Genomic DNA, 25454 nt, shown 5'->3' with positions numbered 1-25454 from the left:
GGAGAGAAGACCGATGAAGACTAATAGCAATTCGTATACAATCATCTATTCTGTGGTTCTTGTGCTTGTTGTGGCATTCTTGCTGGCGTTTGTTTCCCAGGCATTGAAAGCTTTGCAAGACGCCAACGTGCGGTTAGACCACCAGAAGCAGATTCTTTTTGCACTCAATCAGGACCGCGATATGACCAACGGAACGGCGCAGAAACTGTGGCACAAGATTATTCTTTCCGATGATATCATCAATGAAACTGGCAAGGTTGTGCAGCAAGGAGAGCGAGGTGGAGTGAAAGCCGGCTTTAAATTGGACAGTAAAGATGCCAAGGAAGGCAGGTTGGCACTGTTCCGCTGCAAGGTAGATGGACAGGATAAGTATGTTGTTCCGGTCTATGGAAACGGACTTTGGGGACCCATTAATGGTTTCATAGCCCTGAATGGGGACAAGACAACCATCTTTGGTGTGTACTTTAACCATGAGAGCGAGACTGCAGGACTGGGTGCAGAGATAAAGGATAACAAGGCTTGGCAAGATAAATTCAAGGGGAAAAACATCTTAGATGCACAGAAACAGCATATTATTTTCAGTGTAACAAAGAAGGTGGAACAGCCGAACTGCCAGGTAGATGCCGTTACGGGAGCTACTCTGACAAGCAATGGCGTGTCGGAAATGTTCCACAACGAGAAGGGTGGACTTGCCCCATACCTTAATTTTCTGACTGCAAAGTAACATTGAGAAATAAATTAATATAAAACAAAAAGATTATGAGTTTGTTCTCAAAACAAAATAGAGAGGTTTTCATAAACCCACTAAACCTCGACAATCCAATACTTGTTCAAGTGTTAGGTATATGTTCGGCATTGGCTGTAACCTCTCAATTGAAGCCTTCAATAGTCATGGGACTGGCGGTAACCATTATTACTGGCTTCTCGAACGTGATTATTTCGATTATCAGAAAAACCATTCCTAACCGCATTCGCATTATCGTCCAGCTTGTTGTCGTGGCGGCATTGGTTACCATTGTCAGTCAGATATTGAAGGCGTTTGCCTACGATGTCAGTGTCCAGCTGTCGGTTTACGTGGGGCTTATCATTACCAACTGTATCCTGATGGGACGTTTAGAGGCGTTCGCAATGACGAACAGACCATGGCCGAGCTTCCTCGATGGAATAGGAAACGGATTAGGTTATGCGCTCATTCTTGTGTTGGTAGGAGCTGTCCGCGAGTTTTTCGGACGTGGAAGTCTGCTCGGTTTCAAAGTTATTCCGCAGAGTTTGTACGATATGGGCTATGTAGACAACGGCATGATGGCTATGCCTGCCATGGCGTTGATACTTCTTGGTTGTGTAATATGGGCTCATCGAGCATTTTTCTATAAAGAAGAAGGGAAATAATTATGGAACATTTAGTAAGCTTATTCTTCAGGTCCATCTTCGTGGACAATATGATTTTCGCATTCTTCCTTGGAATGTGTTCGTTCTTAGCCGTATCTAAAAACGTCAAGACATCGTTCGGGCTCGGTGCCGCCGTTACCTTTGTGCTGGTCGTTACCGTGCCTGTTAACTATCTTCTGCAAACGAAAGTGCTCGGACCCGACTGCTTAATAGAAGGTGTGGACCTCTCTTATCTTAGCTTTATTCTTTTCATTGCCGTTATTGCGGGCATCGTGCAGATAGTCGAAATGGCTGTAGAACGCTACTCGCCATCGCTATATGGCGCGTTGGGAATATTCCTTCCGCTCATCGCAGTGAACTGTGCGATAATGGGCGCAAGCCTTTTTATGCAGCAACGCATAGGTCTCGACCCTTCAAGTTCGCAGTATATAGGTTCCGTCTGGGACGCCCTCGTCTATGGACTCGGTTCCGGTATAGGCTGGTGCCTTGCCATCGTGCTGATGGGAGCCATACGAGAGAAGATGGAATATTCCGATGTTCCAAAGCCTTTGCAAGGGCTTGGCATTACGTTTATCACCGTGGGGCTCATGGCTTTGGCTATGATGTGCTTCTCTGGACTTAAAATATAGAATACAAAATGGCAGAGTTTATATTATACAGCATTGCTGTTTTCTTGGTTACAATACTTTTCTTGGTTGTTCTTCTACTTGTTGCGAAGAAGTATCTAAGCCCGAGCGGAAAGGTTAAGATAACTATTAACGGCGAGAAAGAATTGGAAGTGGAACAAGGCGGCACCATTTTGGCAACACTGAACGAGAACGACGTGCATCTGCCTTCGGCGTGCGGAGGTAAGGGAAGCTGCGGTCAGTGCAAGTGCCAGGTACTCGAAGGTGGTGGCGAAATACTCGATTCGGAACGTCCGCACTTCACTCGTAAAGAGATAAAGAACCATTGGCGTCTTGGTTGTCAGGCAAAAGTGAAAGGCGATCTTTCCATAAAAGTGCCTGAAGCTGTACTGGGCGTTAAGGAATGGGAGTGCACTGTTATCTCCAACTCGAATGTTTCATCGTTCATCAAAGAGTTTAAGGTGGCGCTACCCCCGGGCGAACACATGGACTTTGTGCCGGGTTCGTATGCACAGATACGTATTCCGAAGTACGATTGCATAGACTACGATAAGGATTTCGATAAGGAACTCATTGGCAAAGAATACCTCCCAACATGGGAAAAGTTCAATTTGTTCTCGCTGAAAGCCAGCAATCCTGAAGACACGGTGCGTGCCTACTCCATGGCAAACTATCCTGCAGAGGGCGACATCATTACGCTTACCGTGCGTATTGCCACTCCTCCGTTCCTGCCTCGCCCACAAGTAGGTTTCCAGAATGTACCTTCGGGTATCGGGTCATCATACATTTTCAGCTTAAAACCGGGCGATAAGGTAATGATGAGCGGTCCTTACGGAGAGTTTGCCCCCAACTTTACATCGGGAAAGGAGATGATTTGGATTGGTGGTGGTGCCGGTATGGCTCCGTTGCGTAGCCAGATTATGCACATGTTGTGCACGTTGCACACTCGCGACAGGGAGATGCACTTCTTCTATGGTGCCCGTTCGCTAAGCGAAGCATTCTTCCTTGACGACTTCTGGAAGCTCGAAAAGGAATATCCAAACTTCCATATGCACCTCTCGCTCGACCGTCCCGACCCTGTGGCAGATGCCGAAGGAGTGAAGTATTATCAGGGTTTTGCAGTGAACTGTATATGCGACACTTACTTGAAAAACCACGAAGCGCCTGAAGATTGTGAGTATTATCTCTGCGGACCTCCCATGCTTATAAAGACCGTTACCGACTATTTGGACAGTCTTGGCGTGGAGAAAGATGCCATTCGCTTCGACGATTTCGGATAAATAAACGTTGTCAAGACGTACATTTCAGTAAATTTAGTTTCTTATTTGCGCCTGCACGTGATGTGTAGGCGTTTTTTTGTGTTATAGGGTTGTTTGTTTAGCAGGGCATTTGCCATCGGAGTGTACTGGACGTAAGGGCATTTTATCGTTATACCAAGTAGGATAGGTATCCTGTAAGAAGGCATTCTGCAAGTGCTCCGAGAACTTATGAAGACTTAAGAAGCAGACTTTAAGAAACTTAATGGCTACAAAGAAGTCTGTAAACATCTGTTTACAGACTTCTTTGTAGTCGGTACGAGAATCGAACTCGTATGCCAAGATTGAGAATCTTGTATCCTAACCGTTAGATGAACCGACCCCATTGTAGCAAACAAACCTTAAATTAGGTGCGGAAGGAGGGGGATTCGAACCCCCGGTACGGTAACCCGCACGTCAGTTTAGCAAACTGGTGGTTTCAGCCACTCACCCATCCTTCCAGTCAGGGCTCGATATTTCGAGTTGCCAAACATTCTTTCAAATGCGGTGCAAAGGTACTATTTATTTTCTGTCCGCACAAATTTTCTGGTAGGTTTTTTCATGAAATGGTGCCCACCTGGGTTATTTATGCAGGACAGTTGTGTCTCTTTATTGGAGCCATGGGTATTCTGGGAGAAATAGAGCATCTATGAATCCTATGGGAAACCATGCCTCTTGGAAATCTTTTACTTTACTTTCTTGCCCTTGTAATATGTTTCGAACGAGTCTTCGGCATAGCCATCTTCGAGCACTTTAAAGGTGCTTGTGAATGCGCCTTCTATTTTTCGTCCCATATAATACACGTCGAAAGCGTCTTTTCCGTAGCCCCAGCCAAGGTCTTTGAAGCTCCGTGGCGAGTCGCTTATCTTCTTTCCACGAAACAGAACGGCGTTCGATGTTATGCGATAGCGGTAGTAGCCGTCATCGGATTCGTACCAGTCTTCGTCTGTTGGATAGTCGCCCGGATAGGGCTGAGCTATTTTAAGTCCGAAAGTCATAGGGTCTACATACGGAAGAATGCGCCCCAAGTAGTACACGTTATAGCGATCTTTGGCGTAACCGAAGCCTAAATCGACGAACGAGCGGTAGTCGGCGTCTACAATTGGCTGTCTTTGGTAGTACACACCGTTGCGGTTAAGCGAATAGAGTTTGGTATTTTTCTGTGGTGCTTGTGCGTTTGCTGCAAGTGTGAAAGCAGCGAAAAGCAAGAGTGCGCTGCAGCGTAGGCGGTTTGATTTCTTCTGTTTCATAGATTTTTCCTTTCATGTTTTATGCCCGTAGGGGTTTGTTTTACGATAGGGCAAAGGTAATGGTAAAATGTGAGACTGCCATCGGGAAAGTCCTAAATGATTGTAGGGAAAACGGAAAACATTCGTTGTAGAGGCGTGATTTATCCCGTTGCTCATGTTCTTTTTGGCATTTTTGTGGTGTCTCTTTGTGGTTAGGAACGTGATAGATTACGCCCTGCGTCGTTGCAACCATACGCTGCAATGACGTTTCGCCGGCGTGATGGCACGGCAAATCGACCTTTATGCCCTGTGGAATATTCGTGGATATGTTTAGACAGCTGCTGTCTTGTATTCTAAAAGTTCAGAATTTGTAGCCAAAACCAAGGTTCAGATAGATGGGATACATATTGAAAGTAATGGTTTTAAAGTTGCTTTCGAATATGTCTTTCACTGCCCACGTAAGGTCGGCATTAAGTGTCAGGTGGCTGAAAGCCTGCCACGTACCACCTATTTGTATGCCCCAATGAAAGTGATTGAGGTGCGATGAAAAGTCGTAAGGAGCTGTCTTGCCGCCTTCATAGACAAGTTTTTCGCCCACTGGAGTGCCTTCCCGCAAATAACCGTCGCTGACTTGTCCGTTAAATTCGCCGTCCAGGCGGAACGAAGCGAACAGTCCGGCGCGCACTTTCCACTTCTGGCAGAAGCGATAGTTGGCCATCACGGGAACGGAAAGGAAGGTACTGTTGTACCGTGTCTTCACATAGCCCGTCCAAAAGCCCGACACACGTTCGCCGTCGTTGATGATTTCCATGCTGTAACCCTTTGTGGTTGCGCCCGTTATCATACCCTTTTGTTCAAATTTCAGTCCTGCCGATACGCCCCATCTGTGGTCTGTGCCGAGCCATTTGGTAGCTACGCCCTCGATAGATGCATTCAGTCGCGGACTATAACTGTCGATTTTTCTTATTTCGCGTGGCATAGACAGTGGCGAAGCCCCTCCTATATTGACGCCAGCCTTTACTTCAAACTCCCAGTCAGATGGGGTTTCCTGTTGTGCCAAGGCGGTTACGGCTATGCAGAAAAGCAGAGTTGATGTTGCAACTTTCGCAATAATATTTATTGTTTTCATTTCTTTGTCGGTAGATTTAGGGTTTATTTGTAGTAGAGTTCCATTTCGTCTACATAGAGCGTACTGCCCACTGCACCGTTGAAAACGGCACCGTCCTTGCTCGACGACATGATGATGGCAAGGTTGTATTTGCCCTCTGCCAGCTTCTTGGCGTCTATTTTGCGTCCGTCTACGGCTTTGAAGTCTATGGCGAAATGCGTCCACGCATTCGTTTCCTTGCGGTTTTCAAGTTCGGCTTTCAGCACGATGTTGTCGCTCGAAAGCGAGTTTGTTCCGTCGAGATAGGGCACTTGCGGTGTAACTTCGTAGAGAACGGCATAGATGGCAAAGTCGTCGTGCTTTCCTTCCACCACTTTGCTGTTCTTGTCGGTGTACGATGGTCCTGCCTTATACTTGTAGTAGCCTGCCAGTCGGGTAGGGATTTTGCGGAAAGGCAGCCCGAACCGTGTCGATTTGGCTGGATTTGCAATGTCTATCTGGAACGAACCCGTAAACAAGTTGCCTGCTGCAATGGGCGCATTGACCATCTTTCCGAAGCTGCCAGTGCTTACTGTCTGCAGCTTGGCGCACTTGCCCACGACTCCGCCATCTGCCTGACTGGTAGGATATTCCTCGGCTTTTGCGTCCTGGTTGGTTATCAGGAAGCCTGCGTTTCCGCTGCCCCAGTCCATCGTGTCTTTCGGTGCAGGCAGCTCGTAGAATATGTGGAAGAAGCTGCTTTCCTCCTTGTCGTCCCACTGTCGTTTGGCTTTGTACCACCGCATGTTCTCGAAGTGGTATTCGGTAGCCACGTCGTTGCTGACGAACGACACCTTGTATTGTTTCTTCCACTGCCCATCTTGCGACGTAACGGTGTAGGTCTGGGGCGTCAGGAAGTTGCGCACGGTTCCGCTGACAGGCTCGATGGTGGCTCCCGGCGTAAGTTCGAACTGTGGTGCCAGGTGGGTGAGGTCGTTGCCACCATTGACAAAGAACTTCACTTCGTTGTTCGTAATCAGCGGTTCGCGTATCAGCAGACCTTCGCTGCCCGCCTTTGCTGCCACGATGTCGGCTTCCTGGTTGGGTGCTTCGTCCTTGATGCACGATGCAAACGACAGCACGAGCAGCAGGCAAAGCATGTTTTGCAACAATATTTTCATGTGTTTCATATTCTTATAAGAAAAATTTTCTGTGTGCAAAGTTATAAAAAAATATTTAAAAAGATAGTTTTTTACACCTTTTTAGATTATTCACCACAGAATGATGAGCACGCACAAATCTATCAGAAATAGCGAAAATGCAGTGCACGAAACGCAAAACCATCATCTTGTAGGAACGTACAGACTGGGTGAGAAATATATAAATATTCTCAACGAAAAGTCGTATATTGCAACTATCTCATTGCCAATACTATACAGAAGAGCCGTTTTTGCGCTGCAAAACCCACCCTTTTGCAGTGTAAAAGAGCCTGTTTTGATGTGTAAAAGGCACTGTTTTGATGCGCAAGACAGGCTCTTGGGGACAACCACCTCTGTTTCTCCGTGGAATGTTCTGCACACGAATGCCATGAAAAAACGAAAGCCGACCTCACGGTTAGCCTTCGTCCATCTACATAATTTCCTTTATTTTATATCGTCAATGAAAACATACTAACCTCCCGATCGGTATGTAATGAAAACTATAACCATTCTTTTATGGCATCGCAATGCACCAGAATGGAACATCTATACTTTAAAAACCAAATCTAAACCTATTTTGTCTTAAACCAATACGCCTGTTGGTTGGTATAGAGGCAACGGTCTTCGCCATGTTGGCAAGCCAAAAAAGCAGGTTGTGAAAGCTTTTTGCATAATGGAACCCTGACTTTTTCGCAAAGTCGGACCGTGCCTGTTGATAGAAAATATGCATCTGCAAATATAGTCGTATTTATTGAATGGGGCAAACAAATCTTTTATCTTTTCGTTTTTCTTTCACTTTTTTAAAAGTCATTTTAAATTCAACGGAATGTCAGGAATGCCTGTTGCAGGCAGGCAAAGAAACCGCATGGAAGGCATATTGTAATTATTTTAGTTAAATAAAACGAACGGAATGCAACCGAATGGATACTTTTTAGTAATTTAGCGAGCACAAAACAAAAATGCTGATGAACTATGATACAAAACAAAAACACTATGGCAACAATGGCTTTGCTGCTTCTGAACAAGTTTAGAAACATGCTGCCCACACTGCGAGTGAGCTGTTTGCTGACTTCGTTGTGGGTTTTGCTGTTCGCTTCAGCAGGTACATCGTGCACCCACCGTGCACCGTCAGCCACCCATGAAGACAACGATACAACTATTAAAACAACAAAAATGACAGAGAAAACATTTACGCGACCCAGCGACGAAACGTTGCGTCGCCAGCTCACAGCCGAGCAATACGCCGTTACGCAGCAGGCTGCAACCGAACGTCCGTACACCAACGAGTACGACAAGGAGTTCCGCCCGGGCATCTATGTAGACATTACCACGGGCGAACCGCTGTTCTCGTCCACCGACAAATACGATTCGGGGTGCGGCTGGCCAGCCTTCTCCAAGCCTATAGACAAGCAACTCTTGGTGGAGAAATCCGACAATTCGCACGGCATGCAGCGCACCGAAGTAAGGAGCAAGACGGGCAATGCGCACCTTGGACACGTGTTCGACGACGGTCCGGCAGACCGGGGTGGGCTGCGCTACTGCATAAACAGTGCATCGCTGCGCTTCGTTCCGCTCGACCAAATGGAGAAGGAAGGCTACGGAGACTATACCAAATTGGTGAGGAAAGAAAAGGAAATATACGTGGCAGGCGGCTGTTTCTGGGGTACGGAGCACTACATAAAGCAGGTGAAGGGCGTGCTGTCTACCGAAGTGGGCTATGCCAACGGGCACACAAAGAACCCTACCTACAAGGAAGTGTGCACCGACGGCACCGGCTTTGCCGAGGCTGTGCACATCAAGTACGACCCTACGGTGGTGTCGCTGAGCTTCCTTGTAAAGCTGTACTTTGCCTCTATCGACCCCACAAGCTACAACAAGCAGGGCAACGACCGTGGTTCGCAGTACAGGACTGGCGTGTATTACACCGACCCAGCCGACCGTGCTGTTATTAAAAAGGTGTTCGATGCCGAAGCACGCAAGCACTCCGTGCCGCTCGAAGTGGAACTCCTGCCCCTGAAAAACTTCTATCGGGCGGAAGAATACCACCAGGACTATCTCGACAAGAACCCCGGCGGATATTGCCACCTGCCCTCTTCGCTGTTCGAATATGCAAGGAAAGCGAGGGAGAAGTAGGGGTTAGCTTTCTTATGGGCATAAGCTTTTGTAGGGTTCCTAGTATTCCTAGGAACCCTAGGGATACTAGGAAAACTGGCATTCCTACTATCCCTGCAAGCTTCAAGGGGCGTTGCGCTACCGCTGCGCCAACCTTTCTTGTAGCCTTTTCACTTCCGCTTGCAACCTCTTCACTTCTTCTTTCAGCTGTATGTTCTCTGTCTGTAGCCTTTTCAACAGCTCGTCTTGTTCCTTTCTGTAGCCTGTACGGGCAGCGTGCATGCGTTCTTTGATGCCGCCTTGCTCTACAAACTGCTTCTCCAAACGGGCAAGATAGTTGCACATCATCTTGTCTGTGATGTGGCAAAGTGTGAGCAACGTGTTGCAAAATTCCTCTGCCGTCCACCTGTTGGCATACGAAAGATAATCTTCTGCCTTGTTATGACGCTTGCAAAAGCCAAGCATTGCATCGTAACGATGGTGTTCCGATGTCCAGCGAGCAAGACCGCGCGTGTGTAAAAAGTCGTTGTAGTCTTCGCGTAACTCCTGCAATGAGCTGCGCGAAACATTGAGAAGCTTAAGCTCCATCTCCGTCGATGTGTTGCCATCTTCTATTCCTTCCACGATATTTTGCTTACCCGAACGGGCTGCCTGTACCATTTGGTCTACTGTGCGGTCGCCATATTTGGGCAGAAAACGCTGACAAAAAATGTAAGTCAGCCGGTATATGGCATCTGCCTTTTGGTAGAAAAACAGTTCAGTGTAAGGGACGCTCTGCCGCAAAATGTTTTCCTTCGAAGGTTGTGTCTCATCTTTTTGTCTGTTCATAGTACTTGTAACGTATGTTCTGCAAAGGTAGTTATTAAAGTTTGTACGGCGAAACTGTAAGTCAAAAGTTTGGCAATAGCCGTTCAGAATAAGAAAAATATTAGTATCTTTGTGCCATTCAAATCGGCGAAATAACATAAACCTATTATACAGAATGAAACATTTTATAGTATTGTCGGCACTTGCGCTGACCGCAACAACAATGACGGCACAAAAGAAAATTTACCCTAACGCACCCAAAGATGGTACGGTGGACACCTACTTCGGGGTAAAAATACCCGACCCCTTCCGTCCCTTGGAAGCCGACAGAAGCAAAGAAACGGCAGAATGGGTGGCTGCCGAGAACAAGATAACCAACGAATACTTGGCAAAGATACCCTTCCGTGGCAAACTTCTGAAGCGGTTAAAGGAGGTGGCAGACTACGAAAAGGTAGGCGCTCCCTTCAAAAAGAACGGCAAATGGTATGTGTTTAAGAACAACGGACTGCAGAACCAGAGCGTCCTCTACCAGATGGACGAACTCGGAGGAGCACTCCACGAGTTTCTCGATCCGAACAAGTTGAGCACCGACGGCACCGTGGCTCTGCAAGGAATAAGCTTCTCTAAAGATGGCAGATACATGGCTTACGTCATCTCGCGCAGCGGCAGCGACTGGCAAGAAATATACGTTAAGGACGTGGCGACGGGCGAACTGCTGTCCGACCACATAAAATGGGCGAAGTTCGGAGGTGCGCAATGGTGTGGCAACGGCTTCTACTACAGTGCCTACGATGCCCCCGAGAAGGGTAAGGAGTATAGCTCGAAGAACGAGGTACACAAGGTTTACTACCACAAAATAGGCGCGCCACAGGGGCAGGACGTGTTGTTCTACCAGAACCCGGCCCACCCCTTGCGCTTCTATTCGGTATCGCTGAACAAGGAAGAGACCATGATGTTCCTCCACGAAAGCGGTGCAGGCTCGGGAATGAACCTGTACGTGCGAGACCTTCGTGTGCCCGATGCACAGTTCATACAGATGACTTCCAACATGGATTTGCAGTACAGCCCCATCGAAACCGTCGGCGACAACATCTACTTGCTTACCAACGACGGGGCACCACGGGGCAGGGTAATGGTTGCCGACATACATAAGCCGGGCTTCAAAGACTGGAAAGAACTCATCGGAGAAAGCAAAGGCGTGCTCGAAGACGTCCAGTTTGCCGACGACAAGCTCGTGCTTACCTACAGCCAAGATGCCTCTACGCACCTTTATGTCTACTCTTTAGAAGGCAAGGAACTCAACGAAATAAAGCTGCCGACGGTTGGAAGAGCCGGCTTCAGCGGCGAACGTGGACAAAAGGAATGCTTCTACAGCTTTGCATCGTTCACCGTTCCGGGCACCATCTACCAGTACGACATGGCACAGAACAAGAGCACCGTCTACACCGAACCCAAGGTTAAGTTCGACCTTGGCAAGTACACCACCGAGCAAGTGTTCTTCATCAGCAAGGACGGAACGCACGTTCCAATGTTCCTTACCTACCGTAAAGGACTGAAACACAACGGCAAGAACCCCGTATTAATCTACGGATACGGTGGCTTTAACATCTCTCTGTCCCCCAATTTCTCGTCTATGCGCATACCATTCCTTGAGAATGGCGGCATCTACGTGCAGGTAAACCTTCGTGGCGGAAGCGAATACGGCGAGGAATGGCACGTTGCAGGCACGAAGATGCAGAAGCAAAACGTGTTCGACGACTTTATTTCGGCTGCCGAATGGCTTGTTACCAACAGCTTCACGAGCAAGGACCACATCGCCATCATGGGCGGCAGCAACGGCGGATTGCTCGTTGGTGCCTGCATGACACAGCGTCCCGACCTGTTTAAGGTGTGCATTCCGCAAGTGGGCGTAATGGATATGCTGCGCTACCACAAGTTTACCATCGGCTGGAACTGGGCTCCCGACTACGGTACGAGCGAAGACAGCAAGGAGATGTTCGAATACTTGTATTCTTATTCGCCGCTGCACAACCTGAAGAAAGGCGTCAGCTACCCTGCAACACTCGTAACCACAGCCGACCACGACGACCGTGTTGTACCTGCACACTCGTTCAAGTTCGCTGCGACATTGCAGGAATGCCAGGGCGGAACAGCCCCCGTTCTCATTCGCATCGACAGCAAGGCAGGGCACGGAGGCGGCAAACCGCTTGCCAAGCAATTAGAGGAACAAGCCGACATCTACAGCTTTATTATGTGGAACTTGGGCATGAAGTTTAAATAAACGGGACTTCGGACGCATAGAAACCATAGGAAGCCTATGGAGCCTGGGTGCAAACAGCCCCTTCCATGACGCCTAAGACACTTGGCGTCATGGGGAAACCATGACTCTATGATACCCATGCTCCAGAAAATCTCCACACCCCTATAAATCAAAACAGGCTCTTTTGCACGGTAAAAGAGCCTGTTTTGCGTTGTAAAAGAGCCTCTATTGCATTGCGGAAGCATGATGGCCGTTTTTAGGCGTATGATATTTATTAGATTACGGAAGAACAATCGTGGCACGAAATGCGCCAGAGCAGATGCTTTTCCTGGCTTGGAATGGACATGATATATGTTTTTTGCAGAAGGAAATACCATCTTTCTATGTTGTTTCCACTCTTTGTTTTTACGGTTATTCTTGTTCTGCTATACCCCAATTTGTTTCGTTCCGCGCTTTCTATATTGCGAATTAGTTTAGATTTTTCAACCATGTGAAATCTCTATTAATATATATAAATATCTGAAAATAAGTGATATATGATTTTTATAGGCTATATGGCGACTTAGATTTATGTTTGCAACGCATTGCAACACCGATTTTATTGCTTATCTTTGCAACAGATTTAACAAAAGAGCTGCCGTGAGGCAATGTGATGAAATAACATTTAATGGTAGAAAAGATGTTTCAGGAAACAAGGAATTGAGACCTTGCAGAATAGGTGCAAGAGTGAACGCTCTCAATCAAAACGTAACTAAACGTGAAGTGTACCAGGGGTATGATGCTTTCATGGTACACTTTTTTCATGTCAAAATTTGTACTTTCCAATAATTCTGTCTACCTTTGTATATCCGAATTACGGTTATTATAGAATGAAACAAAAAGACCTCCAAAAAAACAAAGCCACGTTTCTGTGTTGGTGTCTACTTCTTTTCTTCGCATTATTGCATAGCTCTGCCGTAATGGCAACCGCTGAATACGATGCGTTGGACCGTCTTATAGAACAAAGCAAAGCCATAACCGACAAGAAGCTGGCACGGATAGGCGACATACGCCAACGCCTTTCTACTCCACATCTTACCGACAGGCAACGCTACGAAATATGTATGCAGCTCTACGAAGAGTACGAATCTTTCCGGTTCGACTCGGCTTTGGCTTACGCCGACCGTACCATTCTCTACGCAAAGCGTATGAACGATGCGAAATGGTTGGCTGAAGCGCAACTTAAAAAGGTGCATGTGCATACGCTGGCAGCACTTTTTGATAAATCGCGCGACTTGTTGGACAGCATAAATGTGTCGGTTCTCGACGACAGATTGCTCCAGGAGTTCTACGACGAATGGTATCTGCTGATGTCGTTGATGTCCGAATACACTGCAGGAACCCAGTTGCACGCTTCGTACGAGGCTCGGGCAGAACACTTCAGAAGGCTTATCCTGTCCAGTCCGTATAAGGATACGTATGCGTATGTGCGTGCAGAGGCAGCCGAACTGAGCAAGAGGGGACACACGCAGAAAGCCATCGACATACTGAAAAACTACCTGAAGCGATGGAAGAAGGACGATCACGAATACGCAATGATCTGTTTCGACCTGTCGGAACTTTATTCCAAGCTTGGGAATACCCGGCAACAGCACGCTTATCTTGTGCAAAGCGCAATGAGCGACATCTGTTCGTCGTCCAAGGAGAACAACTCCATGCGCCTTTTGGCGGCTGTACTGTTCGAGCAAGGCGACATAGAGCGGGCTTATAACTGTCTGAACATCTCGATAGAAGATGCCAATTTCTATGGCACACGCCTGCGCAACGTCCAGAATGCGTACATCTTGCCCCGCATCTTCTCGGCTTACAGCGTACAGCAGCGTGCCCAGCGCATGCACATCTTCGGGCTCCTGCTTGCCGTAAGTGTCGTTGCCATCGCCCTCGTCGTGGCGGTCTTCTTCATTTGGAGGTATCTTCGACGCTACCGAAAGACGCATGCACAAATGGTTTTGATGAACAAGCAGCTGAACAAAGCCGTGGAAGACCTTAGCAAAGTGAATGCACAGCTTTGCGAAGCCAATAATATCAAGGAAGAATACATTGCCCGCTTCCTGGAATTGGCATCGAATTTAATAGACCAAGCTGAAGCCAAGCGGAAGATTTACAACCGTCTGGCACGCGAAAAACGTATGGAAGAACTCTATACGGAACTGAAAAACAATTCTTTTACACAGATTGCCACGCACGAATACTATATCAATTTCGATACAGCTTTCCTGAATATATTTCCTAATTTCGTTGCAGAAGTGAACTTGTTGCTGCGCAAAGACGCACAGATAGTTCCGAAAGGCGACGAGCGTCTTACCACCGAACTGCGCATTCTGGCTCTTATCAGGCTGGGTATCAGCGACAATGTCCGTATCTCGTCTATCCTCCGAGCCAGCCTGACCACCGTTTATACTTATCGTTCCAAGCTGAAGGCACGTGCGTTCGACCACGGCTCGTTTGAAAGTGCAGTAAAAAGGATAGGGTAGAGGCTACCTTTTTGGAGCATCAAACAGGTGCAGGCAGGAGGCGAAAACCATTTTTAGAACCAGCCTTGAAATGATTTCCGATTTGTAAGGATAATTCCAACGAAAAGCTTAAAATATGGTTTTGTGTTCTGAAACAGGCTGTTTTGCACTGCAAAAGGCCTGTTTTTGCCGTGTAAAAGGGGCTGTTTTGCCGTGTAAGACGGTGGGAGCTATAATGCACTATACATCAGACGGTTATGCAATAGCTATACTGCTGTCTGATTTACTTAGTTATTAGAACCTGCTTTTCCTTTCCATCGGTTCCTCTGAATTTTACAAAATAAGAACGTTTGATATCTGCTACTGCTTCTATTAAATCACAATAATTGGAAACAGCAATGCCTTCCACTTCGGTAATGGCATCATTGACACGCAATCCTTGGGCGTACTCGTCTGATGCTTCATTAATCTTTGAAACGAAAAGGGTGTTATCTCTCAATGAAACTGTAAAGTTCTGAACACGTTCATTGACATCTATATGATTGCTGTTGGTATAAGGTTGAAAGATCATACGATGCGTATTGTTATCAATAATCATTGTTCCATATTTAAGCAATTTACCTCCAATGTTGCAAAAGTTTGGACTCGCAGTACATGGAACAGAGTCGAATGAAACACCAAAAGTATTGAGATGCTTCAAGTTCATAAAGTGTTCTTCGTTTTCAACTGTACCACTTACAGAGATTGAACCCGAAGATCCCATTCCTGTCCACACTGTCTGTGCTGAGAATTCTACAGCTTCTTTATTGATATTAGGATTTGCCCACAAATCATAAACCTCTCGCAGGTTTATTGAAAACATCTGATTATAGCCTGTATCGAATACAGCTAATTCACGAGACTTGCCATAAGAAGTCGCGAATTGCACGATTGGCACATCGGTACATATATATTTGGATTTGTATCCTGGCTCATTCTTAAAGAATTTCTTCTTGTCAGTGAGGATAATATGACCTGCGCGAAGGTCTATCTTTATGATAATCCCCTTGCGAATAAGGTTGAAACCTATTATTCCATCATTGGCACATGAGAATGGAGTCTTGGAGATGACACAGGGATAATTGCGTAAGGTGAGGTTTCCAATCTTTAATTCAGGCAATGTAACCGTCTTTCGAACGAGCGACTGGCTGTTGGCATCGCTGAACGAAATACTCTTCTGGCTTTCGTTAAATTTAATATCTGTTGGTAGATTGATAAGTCCTAACCCGGCACCTGTATCCAACAGAAAATTGTATGCCCTACCTTCGATGGTTACAGGCATCAAGATCTGACCATACCTATAGACAATTGGAATTGTATCAACGAAGTTCTTTTCCTTCACATCAAAGGAAAGGTAATCCTTTTCATTACCGAAAGCCATACCATTTGTGGCTATGGTGGCAATCAGAATCAAGGTACAAAAGAGCTGTTTTATGTATGACATCAGTCTCAAACTTAATGATTGTGTACAAAGATACGCAAATTTGATTAAATGTAACGTGGGTTCTTATGTCGGATCCACGTTACAAAGATAATTCCGGAACCAGCCTACAATATTTTATATTTGGCAAACTTCAGAAGCAACTGTTTCGTTCCTGCATTGCGGAACGTTACGGTTGCTTTTGCGTTCTCGCCTGTTCCTTCCATTGCTTCTACTACGCCGATGCCGAAACGCTGGTGTTCAATGGTCGCGCCAACTGTAAGTCCATTCCCTGAAACTGCGTCCGGAGCGGTTGTCCGGGAGGGTGCTGCAGATTGTCTGCCACCGTTTGAGAGGGCTGCCGACAGCTTTCTGAAGTTTCCGCCCTCGCTTATCAGTCGCTGTTTCGTGCGTTCCGACAATGGATCTGCGGCACGTTCAGGAGTCCGTGGAGACGTTATTTTCGGTCGGGGGTCGGCTTTAAACTGACTTGCCACGGGGTTTGCGTTCTGCCATCGGCTGCTTCTGGCAGGTTCGTCCCACGGCATTCGGTTGCCACTGCCACTATAGGGTTCGCCCTCTGTGTCTATATAGGCAGGGTCTATGTCCTTCAGGAAGCGGCTGGGATTGTTGAATTGCATCGTGCCGAAGTGGTAGCGGTTCTTCGCATTGGTGAGATAGCAGAACCGTTCTGCCCTTGTTATTGCCACATAGAGCAGTCGGCGTTCCTCTTCAAGCTCCTTTCGCGAGCCGGCAGCCATTGCGTTAGGAAATATATTCTCTTCCAAGCCAACGACAAACACCACCGGAAACTCCAAGCCTTTGGCGGCATGGATAGTCATGAGCGACACTTTGGGGCTGCCATCGTCCGCCTTGTCCAAGTCGGAATAGAGCGCCACCTCTTGCAGAAAGTCGGTCAGGAAGGTTTCGTCTGCCCGTCCTTCCTCTCTTCTTTCGTCCACAAAGGCTTGCATTCCTGCCAGAAGCTCCTCCAGGTTCTCGCGTCGTGCCACGTCGTCGGGGGCTGTTCCCTGTGCCAAATCCGCCCAGATGCCACTTTCTTTTATTATTTTCGCCCCCAAGGTGTAGGCGTCTGACATAGCCAAATCGCGGATAAAGCCATTGATTAGCTCGACGAACGCCGTTAGTTTCGCCGCCGTTCCCTTGTTAATGTCCAAATTGTAGCGTGCAGCGTTGCCTATAACGTCCCACAGACTGGCTTCGTTGGCACTGGCACAGTCTATTATTTTCATCAGCGTAGTGCCTCCGATGCCTCGTGCCGGATAGTTTATGATGCGCTTGAAGGCTTCTTCGTCGTTCGGGTTAGCCACCAGACGGAAGTAGGCTATGATGTCTTTTATCTCCTTGCGCTGATAGAACGACAGTCCGCCAAATATCTTATAGGGAATAGCCGACTTGCGTAATTCGTCCTCAAAGCTGCGGCTTTGTGCGTTGGTTCGGTAGAGAATGGCAAAGCCGTCATAGCCAAACGATTGCGAACGCTTTAGCTTTTTAATCTCTTTCACCACCACCATGGCTTCTTCTTTGTCGCTGTAGCAAGGTCGGTAGCTTATTTTTGCCCCTTCGCTTTCCTCCGAATAAACGTCTTTCGGTATCTGTCGGGCGTTGTGTTTCATGAGCGAGTTTGCAGCTTCCACTATCTTCCGGGTAGACCGATAGTTGCGTTCCAGCTTGAAAACCTGTACGTTGTCGAACTTCTTTTGGTAGTCCAAGATGTTGTCGATGCTCGCTCCCCGGAACGAATAGATGCTCTGGTAGTCGTCGCCCACCACGCAAATGCGCTGGTGCTTGGCTGTCAGGAGTTTCACGATAGCCACTTGCACGAAGTTCGTGTCCTGGTATTCGTCTACCAGAATATACTGGAAGCGCTCGGCATACTTGTTGCGAATGTCGGCATTTTCGTTGAAAAGGCGGAACGTGTTCACCAGCAAATCATCGAAATCCATGGCGTTTGCCTGCCTGCAACGAGCCTGATAGGCAGCATAGATTTGCGAAACGGCTTTCAGTTTTGCCCCTTTTAAGCCACTCTGTCCGCCATTGCTGACAGCAAAAGCATCGGCACCGACGAGCTGGTTCTTCGCCATCGATATGATGCTGTGCACCGTGGACGGCTTGTAGTCCTTGTCGCTCAGTCCCAAAGTCTTGATAATCGACTTCAGGAGCGACCTCGAATCGGTTTCGTCGTATATGGTAAAGTTGCTGTTGTAGCCTATGCGCTGTGCCTCTGCACGGAGAATGCGGGAGAAAACCGAGTGGAACGTGCCCATGTAAAGACGGTCGGCAAGGTCTTTATCGACTAAATTTCCGATGCGTTCCTTCATTTCCCGCGCTGCCTTGTTGGTGAAAGTGAGCGCAAGAATGCGGTAAGGCAGCACGCCGTACATTATCAGATAGGCAATCTTATAAGTCAGGACGCGTGTCTTTCCCGAGCCTGCGCCTGCCACAACCAACGATGGTCCGTTGCAATATTCCACTGCTTCGCGCTGGCTTTCGTTCAGTTGGGCGAGCAGTTCCTTTATCTTTTTTTCTGTTTTCTCTTGCATTTCAGTAGTCTGTAGTCCTCTTTTCTATTTGTCTGACGGGAATGCCGGTATGTGCTTCATCTGTGTTTCAATCTGCCTTAGCCGCTTGCGCATGTACGGTCCCGGTGCTTTCGACGAGAAGCGGCGGGGATTGGGCAGCGTCGCAGCAATCAGTGCGCAGTCCGAACGGGTAAGGTTTCGTGCGTCCACATCGAAGTTTTTCTCTGCACAAGCCTGCACTCCGTAGATGCCGTCGCCCATCTCTATGGAGTTGAGATACACCTCCATGATGCGCTGTTTGCTCCAGAAAGTCTCGATAAGGAAAGTGAAGTACGCTTCCAATCCCTTGCGCAGCCACGACCGTCCCTGCCACAGGAACACGTTCTTTGCCGTTTGTTGCGAAATGGTAGAGCCACCGCGCAGCTTCTTTCCGCCATTCAGGTTGCTTTTCGCCGCCTGTTCTATCGCCTTGTAGTCAAAGCCGTGGTGCGTAAGAAAGCGCTGGTCTTCGCTCGCCATTACGGCAACGGGCATTGATGGGGGCATTTCTTCTAACGAAATCCAGTGGTGATACAACTTTATTTTCTCTCCGTTCACAATCTGTTCGAAGCAGCGCGAAAACATCAGGGGCGTGAAATAGACAGGTATGAAGCGGTATGCCACCACGCTCAATATAGAGGAAACGAACAGCAAACCGGCTATCCATTTTGCAAATTTAATGACTTTCTTTACCATACGAAGCACAAAGTTACGAAAAAGATGGCTGCCAAACAAGAAAACTTCGCCTTGTTTGTGTACGTATGCGCACGGAAAGTGTGCACCCTAAACCCTGAAACTGGCAGTTGCCCGTAGGCGTAATGGAACCCACGGAGCACCATGGAAGGCAACAGCCCCCACGCCCTTGAAAAACAAAACAGTGCCTTTTGCACGGTAAAAGGCACTGTTTTACCATGCAAAACAGGCTCTTTTGCACAGCCAGACAGACCGTCTTGCACAGTGCCCTGGCAGAGCAGCCACAGCCATATACACAAAAAGAGCTCGCTTGCTTCACAGCCTACGAGCCCCGTTGAACCAAAAATATAATCTGAATTTATACCTATGAAAAACTATTTACATGAAGTATTCAAAATGTTTCATTTACTTTTACCTCTTCATCGAACAAAAATAACCTGTTAATAATTATCATGAAAAAAACCTATTTACCTAATCACTGAATCCCTATATTGGGGTTCTCTGCGTGCAAAGGTACACACACGTGGCGGAATAACCTATAGAAAGTATCAACTTTTCGCATATTTTCATATGCAATCGTTTGCAAGTCAGGAAGTGAAAGCATTTTTAACGTATCGTAAAGACAAAAAGGTTACAAACTGATACAATTCCTGAAGAAAGATGAAAAAAGCATGAAAATTCTGTGAAAAATATTTGGCAGTATCATTATTTTTATTTAAATTTGCTGTATTAACTTAATAGTAAAAAAAGAAAATAGCAGAAATGACCGATAGTGCAATGCACGCTGCGCCTAAACAGGGTGCGTACCCATTTGCTGCAGGCACATCGGGAAAGGTTGCGGCAAGTCTGGTTGCCGTCGCTGCTGCCCCTGCTTGCATGGGCAAGCAAGCCTGTCGGACAGCCACGACCATACAACCCACATGTTCAGTCAGCGGTGCATGCCTGTCAGCTGAGCCTAACCAGCTATCCCGAGGCCTCTGCATTGTCAGGCGGAGGGGAGGTAGCAAGGCCATGACCGGCTGGGCAGTGGAATGCAACACGGGCATTCCCGCTACCCCCTCCATATATGGGAAAGAGACATTTTGATTTAATAAAGTTGTTTTTTAAAATTATTCATTAGAAGTATTTTATAATGAGTTTAGGGAGTGCAAGGGATTTGTACTCCCTTTTCCGTAGGCATCGGGCTGGCACGGAGCACCTGTCGTTCTGTGGAGGGCTGCTTTTGGTGGTGCATGCAGCGCACTTTCTTGAAATAATTTCGTAACTTTGTGGCGACAAGACGAATAAACTGTTTAGAATAATGTATATACGTAGCTTTATGACGGCACTGCTGCTGCTTTCCGGCATTGCCACATTCGCACAGCAAGAACGCTGGGTGGGCACATGGACTTGCGCCCCGCAAACCGTCGATAAAAGGTTCATGCCCTACAACAACCAGCTGGACGACAGGGCAGTAAGGCAAATTGTAAAGGTGAGCATCGGCGGAAACACAATCCGACTGAAGCTGAGCAACGAGCTGTCAGACGAACCTGTGGAGATGGAAAGCGTGTATGTTGCACGGGCAGAAAACGAGTACGACATAGACAAAGAAACGGTTAGGTATCTTAAATTCAACGGCAGAGACGGCGTTACCCTGCCTGCTGGAAAGGCAGTGTACTCCGATTCCCTACGCTTCAGACTGCAACCATTGGAGCGAATAGCCATTACCATCAACTACCTGAAGGCACCCAAGCTGCCCACCGTGCACATGGGGTCGCGCACAACCACCTACATTCTGAAAGGAAAAGCCGACGGCAATACCAGTTTCAGCACCGCTTTCCGCGAAAAACACTGGTTTAACATAGCCGGAATAGAAGTGCTTGGCACCAACGCATCGGCAATTGCCATTCTCGGAAACAGCATTACCGACGGAAAAGCGAGTATCGACAATGCACAAGACCGCTGGACCGACATCTTTTCGGCGGCCATCAACACACCCGGAAAAGCTGGAACGGGCGTGCTGAACCTCGGCATTGGCGACAACCGCATACTGTCTGTAGGCTTGGGAACACCCGGACGGGAACGCTTCGACCGCGATATTCTTGGACAGAACGGACTGCGCTCGGTTATCATATTCGAGGCAATCAACGATATTGGCACTTCAAAGAATCCCGCAGAAACGGCACGTCAGCTGATAGAAGCCTATCGGGAAATGACCCAAAAGGCGCATGCGCGAGGACTGAAAGTGTATATGGGCACGATAACTCCGTTTAAAGGGTGTAAAGGTTATTACACCAAGGCACGCGAGAAGGCACGCCAGACCGTGAACGAATGGATAAGGACGACACACGAGACCGACGGCTTTATCGACTTCGATGCCGTCATGCGCAATCCACAAAAGCCCGGACAGCTGCGCAAGGAATGGCAAAGTGGCGACTGGCTGCACCCTAACCCTGAAGGATACAAGGCGATGGGCGAGCACGCCGCAAAGGTTTTGGCACACGAGCTGGGCACTAATTAGGCGTCCGTTTGTTGTCCGTGATTGTCAGGAATGCCATGAGACATGCCCCTGCAGAGGGTGAACGTGGCATCGTTGCCTTGTCTTTTATTTGTATGTTCTGCCATGTCCTTTCAACAAGAAGGCAGCCTCCGTTCGATTAAAAGACAAAAAGACATCGGCGATAACTTTAAAAACCTGCCTTTAACTTATTTTTATACAGCCTTTAAAAGGTAACAGGAAAAAAGCATTACCTTTGCATTCTACTTTGAATAAGTAGGCTTACGAGTAGTAAAAACCGATTTACACATTATTATATATATAATAAATGAAGAAGTTTAGATTAGTGGACAACACGCTGGGGTGGCTCGCTTTCCTGATAGCCGCCTTTGTTTACTGTTCCACAATAGAACCAACGGCAAGTTTCTGGGACTGTCCCGAGTTCATAACAACAGGCTATAAGCTTGAAGTAGGGCACCCTCCCGGGGCACCGTTCTTTGCCCTTACAGCCAATCTTTTCTCGCATTTTGCAAGCGATGCGACCCAAGTGGCACGCATGGTGAACACTATGAGCGCACTGTTGTCGGCAACTTGCATCATGTTTTTGTTCTGGACAATCTCCCATCTCGCCCGTAAGCTCATCGTGCGCGACGGCGAAGACATCTCGATGGGCAAGCTCATAGCCATCGAAGGGGCAGCCATGGTGGGCGCATTGATATACACTTTCAGCGACACTTTCTGGTTCTCGGCTGTCGAAGGCGAAGTTTATGCCTATTCGTCGGCATTCACCGCGGTGGTGTTCTGGCTCATATTGAAGTGGGAAGACAATGCCGACAAGCCGCATGCCGACCGCTGGCTGGTGCTGATAGCCTACATGACGGGTCTTTCCATCGGCGTCCATTTGCTCAACTTGCTATGTATTCCTGCCATTGTTCTGGTTTATTACTACAAGCGTGTGCCCAATGCGGACCTCAAAGGGTCGCTCGTTGCGCTCGCAATATCTATCGTTTTGGTAGCCGCAGTGCTCTGGGGCGTGGTGCCGGGCATTATTACTGTGGGGGGATTTTTCGAGCTTCTGTTTACCAATACGCTCGGTATGCCTTTCAACACGGGTACCATTCTCTACATCTTGCTGCTCATCGGCAGCTTCATTTGGGCAATTGCCGAGACGTACAAGGACAGCAATCTGCGCCGACAGAACATTGCTTTCCTGATAGCTTTCGCACTGATTGGTATTCCATTCGTAGGCTACGGGTGGTCGGCATTCATCGTCGGAGTCGTCATTCTTACGGTTTTCTACTTCGTGCTGAATATGAAACGTGGCAAGGAACTGCTCGTTTCGGCTCGCATGAAGAACACCGCGCTGCTCTGTATGCTCATGATGATAATCGGATACGCATCGTATGCCGAAATCGTAATACGCTCGACGGCGAACCCTCCAATGGATCAGAACTCGCCGGAAGACATCTTCACGCTCGGCAGTTACCTTGCACGCGACCAGTATGAGGACTCTCCTAAGCTCTACGGACAGGCTTATACCAGCCAGCCAAAGGTGGCAGAAGACGGCAGACACTACGAAATCAAGAAGGGGAAACCTGTTTACGAACGCAAGGAAAAGGCATCGCCAAACGAGCCGGACGCTTATTTCCTTGTGCGGAACAAGACTTCGCAGGTGTTCGAACAGAACATGTTCTTCCCTCGTATGTGGGACAATGCACACGCACAGGACTACGAACAGATTATGGGAGGCATTGAAGGACACGACGTAGACGGCGTGAAGATGCCCACACAGATGGAGAACATGCGCTTCTTCCTGTCTTATCAGTGCAACTTTATGTACTGGCGATACTTCCTTTGGAACTTTGCCGGACGCCAGAACGACTTGCCAAGCTTCGGAGAACCCGAACACGGCAACTGGATTACGGGTATTTCGTTCATCGACAACATGCTCTATGGCGACCAGGACCTGCTGCCCGACGAGCTGAAAGCCAACAAGGGGCACAACGTTTTCTACTGTCTGCCACTCTTGCTCGGTCTGTTCGGTCTGTTCTGGCAGGCATGGAGAGGTCGCAGAGGCATACAACAGTTCTGGGTAGTGTTCTTCCTTTTCTTCATGACGGGGCTTGCCATCGTCATCTATCTGAACCAAACGCCGGGGCAACCGCGTGAGCGCGACTATGCGTATGCAGGCTCTTTCTATGCTTACGCAATATGGTGCGGACTCGGAGTGCTTGCCATTTACGACTGGCTGAAGAAGCTGAAACTCTCCGGAACAACTGCTGCTGCCATCGCATCGGCAGCCTCTATCATCGTTCCGATACAGATGGCATCGCAGACTTGGGACGATCACGACCGCTCAAATCGCTACACTTGCCGCGACTTTGGACAGAACTACCTGAACTCCATGCAGGAAAAGGGCAATCCAATCGTATTCACCAACGGCGACAACGATACCTTCCCGCTGTGGTACAACCAAGATGTTGAGGGCGTGCGCACCGATACTCGCGTCTGCAACCTGTCATACTTGCAGACCGACTGGTACATCGACCAGATGCGCCGACCTGCCTACACATCGCCAAGTGTGCCTATCAGGTGGAACCGTCTCGACTATATAAGTGGCACAAACGAGTACGTTCCGATTGAACCAAACCTTAAACAGCAAGTTCAGGAGATGTATAAAGAGAACCCCGAACAGGCTCGGAAACAGTTTGGCGAAGACCCGTTCGAACTGAAGAACGTGCTGAAATATTGGGTGCGCGCCAAGGATCCGCAGTTCCACCGCATACCTACTGACACCTTATATATGACCATCGACAAGGCAGCAGTGCGCCGAAGTGGCATGATGATGCCTGCCGACAGCATTCCAGACCGTATGGTTATCTCGCTCGCAGGTAAGGAAGGACTGTTGAAGAACGACATCATGATGCTCGAAATGATTGCCAACTGCAACTGGACACGCCCGCTTTACGTGGCTGTTACCGTAGGTAGCGACAACTTCATGAACCTTGGCGACAACTTCATACAGGAAGGATTGCTGAACCGCATCACTCCTTTCAACACACGAAAGGGCGGCAGCTTCGACTCGGAGAAGACTTATAACGTGATGATGAACAAGTTCCGATGGGGTGGAGTAGCCACAAAGGGAGTCTATCTCGACGAAACTGTGATACGAATGTGCTACACACACCGTCGCGAAATGGCGCAGCTGGCAATGAATTTGATACTGGAAGGCAAGAAAGACAAGGCACTGAAGGTGCTCGAAAAAGCCGAAAAAGTGTTGCCAACCTATAATATTCCGCTTTCGTTCTCGTATGTAAAGGGTGGTCCGATAATGGCTGATGCCTACTATATGTTAGGAAAGAAGGCTAAGGCAGAGGCTATGTACAACGACATGTGGAAGACTTCTGCACAATACATTCGCTATTATCTCAGTCTTCCTGAACGTACATTCAATATGAATATGAGTTCTTGTGCAATGCACTTGCAGATATTGTATCAGTATATTCGTGCAAACGAGCAGAACAATCCACGCTGGGCTGCAGCACATAACAACGAATTTTTGGGTATGTTGAAAGCCTACGAGACACGCGGAGGCAAGATGCAATAAGCGTAAAAGAGGCGGATTTTTGTCCGCCTCTACGTTTTTTAGCACAGGCTTTGATACACAACAGAACTGCAACAGTACTTATTTCCAGTTGTTTATATGCGGTTACGGATAGGATAGAGATAGGTTATTCTCGATCAGCCA

18 protein-coding genes and 2 tRNA genes are annotated in these 25454 nt (G+C 47.8%); 10 read left to right on the top strand and 10 right to left on the bottom strand.

Going from position 1 to position 25454, the window contains the following annotated elements:
* Window positions 1-13: 13 nt before the first annotated feature.
* The 4 genes from nqrC to nqrF are packed head-to-tail and all read left to right on the top strand — an operon-like array spanning window position 14 to window position 3295.
* On the top strand, window positions 14-724 hold the full coding sequence (gene nqrC / locus RDV52_RS00540; protein ID WP_004361825.1) for an NADH:ubiquinone reductase (Na(+)-transporting) subunit C: 711 nt from the start codon (window positions 14-16) through the stop codon (window positions 722-724).
* Window positions 725-759: 35 nt separating this feature from the next.
* A complete protein-coding gene (locus tag RDV52_RS00535) occupies window positions 760-1389 on the top strand; it encodes an NADH:ubiquinone reductase (Na(+)-transporting) subunit D (RefSeq protein WP_004367460.1) in 630 nt (209 codons plus the stop codon).
* A gap of 2 nt (window positions 1390-1391) precedes the next feature.
* On the top strand, window positions 1392-2018 hold the full coding sequence (gene nqrE / locus RDV52_RS00530) for an NADH:ubiquinone reductase (Na(+)-transporting) subunit E (RefSeq protein WP_004361823.1): 627 nt from the start codon (window positions 1392-1394) through the stop codon (window positions 2016-2018).
* Between the two features lie 8 nt (window positions 2019-2026).
* Window positions 2027-3295 carry an NADH:ubiquinone reductase (Na(+)-transporting) subunit F gene (gene nqrF, locus RDV52_RS00525; protein ID WP_004361822.1) on the top strand — a complete coding sequence of 423 codons (1269 nt, stop codon included), beginning with the start codon at window positions 2027-2029 and terminating at the stop codon, window positions 3293-3295.
* An 81-nt stretch (window positions 3296-3376) separates the two neighbouring features.
* Here nqrF and RDV52_RS00520 read toward each other — a convergent pair whose 3' ends face one another.
* The 6 genes from RDV52_RS00520 to RDV52_RS00495 form a co-directional block, all read right to left on the bottom strand.
* Window positions 3377-3613 (bottom strand): hypothetical protein, encoded by a 237-nt coding sequence (locus tag RDV52_RS00520; protein WP_081470706.1) that lies wholly within the window; start codon window positions 3611-3613, stop codon window positions 3377-3379.
* Window positions 3582-3653: transfer RNA gene (locus RDV52_RS00515), tRNA-Glu, on the bottom strand. Before RDV52_RS00515 ends, RDV52_RS00520 begins: the two co-directional genes overlap by 32 nt.
* A 31-nt stretch (window positions 3654-3684) precedes the next feature.
* Window positions 3685-3771, bottom strand: a tRNA-Ser gene (locus RDV52_RS00510).
* A 225-nt stretch (window positions 3772-3996) separates the two neighbouring features.
* On the bottom strand, window positions 3997-4560 hold the full coding sequence (locus RDV52_RS00505) for a DKNYY domain-containing protein (RefSeq protein ID WP_004367459.1): 564 nt from the start codon (window positions 4558-4560) through the stop codon (window positions 3997-3999).
* Window positions 4561-4900: 340 nt separating this feature from the next.
* On the bottom strand, window positions 4901-5668 hold the full coding sequence (locus RDV52_RS00500) for a porin family protein (protein WP_004367458.1): 768 nt from the start codon (window positions 5666-5668) through the stop codon (window positions 4901-4903).
* 23 nt (window positions 5669-5691) lie between these two features.
* Window positions 5692-6816 (bottom strand): PCMD domain-containing protein, encoded by a 1125-nt coding sequence (locus RDV52_RS00495; protein WP_004367457.1) that lies wholly within the window; start codon window positions 6814-6816, stop codon window positions 5692-5694.
* 981 nt (window positions 6817-7797) lie between these two features.
* Here RDV52_RS00495 and RDV52_RS00490 point away from each other — a divergent pair.
* The gene (locus RDV52_RS00490; protein WP_004361817.1) at window positions 7798-8958 is read left to right on the top strand and encodes a bifunctional methionine sulfoxide reductase B/A protein; all 1161 of its coding nucleotides are present in this window, start codon (window positions 7798-7800) and stop codon (window positions 8956-8958) included.
* A gap of 117 nt (window positions 8959-9075) precedes the next feature.
* Here RDV52_RS00490 and RDV52_RS00485 read toward each other — a convergent pair whose 3' ends face one another.
* A complete protein-coding gene (locus RDV52_RS00485) occupies window positions 9076-9765 on the bottom strand; it encodes a four helix bundle suffix domain-containing protein (protein WP_004367454.1) in 690 nt (229 codons plus the stop codon).
* A 154-nt stretch (window positions 9766-9919) separates the two neighbouring features.
* Here RDV52_RS00485 and RDV52_RS00480 point away from each other — a divergent pair, with 154 nt between their 5' ends.
* The gene (locus RDV52_RS00480) at window positions 9920-12025 is read left to right on the top strand and encodes a prolyl oligopeptidase family serine peptidase (RefSeq protein WP_004367453.1); all 2106 of its coding nucleotides are present in this window, start codon (window positions 9920-9922) and stop codon (window positions 12023-12025) included.
* Between the two features lie 938 nt (window positions 12026-12963).
* Window positions 12964-14517, top strand: a complete 1554-nt coding sequence (locus RDV52_RS00475; RefSeq protein WP_223381220.1) for a DUF6377 domain-containing protein — start codon at window positions 12964-12966, stop codon at window positions 14515-14517.
* A gap of 262 nt (window positions 14518-14779) precedes the next feature.
* On the opposite strand, the gene RDV52_RS00470 is transcribed toward RDV52_RS00475, so the two are convergent.
* The 3 genes from RDV52_RS00470 to mtgA all read right to left on the bottom strand — a co-directional run bounded on the left by RDV52_RS00470 (window position 14780) and on the right by mtgA (window position 19233).
* Window positions 14780-15979 carry an aspartyl protease family protein gene (locus RDV52_RS00470; RefSeq protein WP_004367449.1) on the bottom strand — a complete coding sequence of 400 codons (1200 nt, stop codon included), beginning with the start codon at window positions 15977-15979 and terminating at the stop codon, window positions 14780-14782.
* Between the two features lie 104 nt (window positions 15980-16083).
* Complete coding sequence (locus RDV52_RS00465; protein ID WP_004367448.1) at window positions 16084-18519, bottom strand: ATP-dependent helicase; 2436 nt, start codon at window positions 18517-18519, stop codon at window positions 16084-16086.
* Between the two features lie 24 nt (window positions 18520-18543).
* Window positions 18544-19233, bottom strand: a complete 690-nt coding sequence (gene mtgA / locus RDV52_RS00460) for a monofunctional biosynthetic peptidoglycan transglycosylase (RefSeq protein WP_023925170.1) — start codon at window positions 19231-19233, stop codon at window positions 18544-18546.
* A gap of 759 nt (window positions 19234-19992) precedes the next feature.
* Between mtgA and RDV52_RS00455 the strand changes: the two genes are divergently transcribed.
* The 3 genes from RDV52_RS00455 to RDV52_RS00445 all read left to right on the top strand — a co-directional run bounded on the left by RDV52_RS00455 (window position 19993) and on the right by RDV52_RS00445 (window position 25313).
* Window positions 19993-20316 carry a hypothetical protein gene (locus tag RDV52_RS00455; RefSeq protein WP_004367446.1) on the top strand — a complete coding sequence of 108 codons (324 nt, stop codon included), beginning with the start codon at window positions 19993-19995 and terminating at the stop codon, window positions 20314-20316.
* 214 nt (window positions 20317-20530) lie between these two features.
* A complete protein-coding gene (locus RDV52_RS00450; protein WP_004367445.1) occupies window positions 20531-21730 on the top strand; it encodes an SGNH/GDSL hydrolase family protein in 1200 nt (399 codons plus the stop codon).
* Between the two features lie 304 nt (window positions 21731-22034).
* Window positions 22035-25313 (top strand): protein O-mannosyl-transferase family, encoded by a 3279-nt coding sequence (locus tag RDV52_RS00445; RefSeq protein ID WP_004367444.1) that lies wholly within the window; start codon window positions 22035-22037, stop codon window positions 25311-25313.
* The last annotated feature ends 141 nt before the right edge of the window (window positions 25314-25454 follow it).

The organism is Prevotella nigrescens (assembly GCF_031191185.1).
Lineage (GTDB): Bacteria > Bacteroidota > Bacteroidia > Bacteroidales > Bacteroidaceae > Prevotella > Prevotella nigrescens.
This window is presented reverse-complemented; position numbering and strand designations above follow the sequence as displayed.

Coding starts and splice junctions, on each gene's coding strand:
- nqrC (WP_004361825.1), top strand. CDS start 14: ATGAAGACTAATAGCAATTCGTATACAATCATCTATTCTGTGGTTCTT.
- RDV52_RS00535 (WP_004367460.1), top strand. CDS start 760: ATGAGTTTGTTCTCAAAACAAAATAGAGAGGTTTTCATAAACCCACTA.
- nqrE (WP_004361823.1), top strand. CDS start 1,392: ATGGAACATTTAGTAAGCTTATTCTTCAGGTCCATCTTCGTGGACAAT.
- nqrF (WP_004361822.1), top strand. CDS start 2,027: ATGGCAGAGTTTATATTATACAGCATTGCTGTTTTCTTGGTTACAATA.
- RDV52_RS00505 (WP_004367459.1), bottom strand. CDS start 4,560: ATGAAACAGAAGAAATCAAACCGCCTACGCTGCAGCGCACTCTTGCTT.
- RDV52_RS00500 (WP_004367458.1), bottom strand. CDS start 5,668: ATGAAAACAATAAATATTATTGCGAAAGTTGCAACATCAACTCTGCTT.
- RDV52_RS00495 (WP_004367457.1), bottom strand. CDS start 6,816: ATGAAACACATGAAAATATTGTTGCAAAACATGCTTTGCCTGCTGCTC.
- RDV52_RS00490 (WP_004361817.1), top strand. CDS start 7,798: ATGATACAAAACAAAAACACTATGGCAACAATGGCTTTGCTGCTTCTG.
- RDV52_RS00485 (WP_004367454.1), bottom strand. CDS start 9,765: ATGAACAGACAAAAAGATGAGACACAACCTTCGAAGGAAAACATTTTG.
- RDV52_RS00480 (WP_004367453.1), top strand. CDS start 9,920: ATGAAACATTTTATAGTATTGTCGGCACTTGCGCTGACCGCAACAACA.
- RDV52_RS00475 (WP_223381220.1), top strand. CDS start 12,964: ATGGCAACCGCTGAATACGATGCGTTGGACCGTCTTATAGAACAAAGC.
- RDV52_RS00470 (WP_004367449.1), bottom strand. CDS start 15,979: ATGTCATACATAAAACAGCTCTTTTGTACCTTGATTCTGATTGCCACC.
- RDV52_RS00465 (WP_004367448.1), bottom strand. CDS start 18,519: ATGCAAGAGAAAACAGAAAAAAAGATAAAGGAACTGCTCGCCCAACTG.
- mtgA (WP_023925170.1), bottom strand. CDS start 19,233: ATGGTAAAGAAAGTCATTAAATTTGCAAAATGGATAGCCGGTTTGCTG.
- RDV52_RS00455 (WP_004367446.1), top strand. CDS start 19,993: ATGACCGATAGTGCAATGCACGCTGCGCCTAAACAGGGTGCGTACCCA.
- RDV52_RS00450 (WP_004367445.1), top strand. CDS start 20,531: ATGTATATACGTAGCTTTATGACGGCACTGCTGCTGCTTTCCGGCATT.
- RDV52_RS00445 (WP_004367444.1), top strand. CDS start 22,035: ATGAAGAAGTTTAGATTAGTGGACAACACGCTGGGGTGGCTCGCTTTC.